This is a genomic window from Burkholderia sp. Bp9140 (genome assembly GCF_003853425.1).
GTDB lineage: Bacteria > Pseudomonadota > Gammaproteobacteria > Burkholderiales > Burkholderiaceae > Burkholderia.
The window spans coordinates 1-1336 of the sequence record NZ_QTPQ01000106.1; the positions used below are offsets into that span (position 1 = coordinate 1).

Genomic DNA, 1336 nt, shown 5'->3' on the forward strand with positions numbered 1-1336 from the left:
TGGACTTGCCCCTGCATGACCGGACACGCAGTCACGCTTAGGTTAGCGAATTTTCTTGCTGGCGAAACTCGCGTGGCGAGCGATATTTCAGGGCGCTGTGCGGATGCGATTCGTTGTAGTGGTCGAACGCGATGGCCAAGTTTTGCAGCGCCACCCTGACGTCAGGCTTGGGCATCCACGAAACGTAGTCACGCTTCATCGTTTTGACGAAGCTCTCGGCCATGCCGTTGCTCTGGGGACTTCTGACGGGTGTCGTGACCGGCTTCAAGCCGATGGCCCGCGAGAACGTCAACGTCTCGTCAGCAATGTAGCAGGAACCGTTATCGCTCAGCCACTCGATTTCGCTGTCCGTTTCCAGCGCCCCATGGAAGCGGTTCTCGACGGCCTGAAGCATCACGTCTCGCACCATGTCGCCGGTGTAGCCGCCCGTGCTTGCCACCCAACTCATGGCCTCGCGGTCGCAGCAGTCCAAGGCAAAGACGACGCGCAACGGCGCACCATCGTCACAACGGAATTCGAAACCATCCGAGCACCAGCGCGCATTGCTGCGCTCCACCGCGACCTTGCCGTCGTGCCGGCGCGTGGACTGGGCATGACGAGGGCGACGCTCAAGCAACAGGCTGTGTGCACGCATGACGCGATAAACCCGTTTTGCATTCACGCGAGGGCGCGCCTGCGCATCCCGGCTTCGCCGCAGCAATGCCCACGCGCGGCGGTAGCCGTAGGTGGGCAGTTCAGCAACCAGCTCTCGAAGCTCGGTGACCAGCGGCTGGTCGTCGAGGACTGGCGTCTTGCGCCGGTCAATCCATTCAGCGGAGCGCTTCGATTTGACCGCAAGATTGGAGCGCGACACACCCAGGACTTCACAGACCGTCTTCATCGGTCGTCCCCCGGCAGCAATGGTGAGCGCGCAATCAATTTTTTTGCCCGACCGTACTCCACGGCTTCGCGGAGAATTTCCACTTCCATTGTCTTCTTGCCCAGCAGCCGCTGGAGTTCGCGAATCTGCTTCATCGCTTCGACCAGGTCGGATGCCGGCACCACCTGTTCGCCGGCACTCACGGCTGACAGGCTGCCATCTTGATACAGCTTGCGCCAAGCAAACACCTGGTTCGCATTCACCTGATGGCGACGGGCCACCCCGGAAACGGTCGCGCCGGGCTCGAAGGTCTCACGCACTATCGCGAGTTTCTCCTCGACAGAGCGGCGCCGGCGCTGTTCGGGCTGGGTCAAAACCTCGATGGGTTCTACATTAGGGCTAGGCTTAAACATAGGCGGAAGACTACCTCAAAGTTTAAGCGTTACCTCGTGTCCGGTTTTCGCCGGGGCCGGCCCA

General features: G+C 60.9%; 1 protein-coding gene. It reads right to left on the minus strand.

Annotated elements, in window-relative coordinates:
• Positions 1-37: 37 nt before the first annotated feature.
• Positions 38-1272, minus strand: a protein-coding gene (locus DIE21_RS36800; RefSeq protein ID WP_124502203.1) for an IS3 family transposase whose coding sequence is annotated in 2 segments (ribosomal slippage) — positions 38-918 and positions 918-1272 — 1236 coding nt in all. Because the reading frame shifts where the segments join, the coding sequence is not laid out codon by codon here.
• Positions 1273-1336 lie beyond the last annotated feature (64 nt).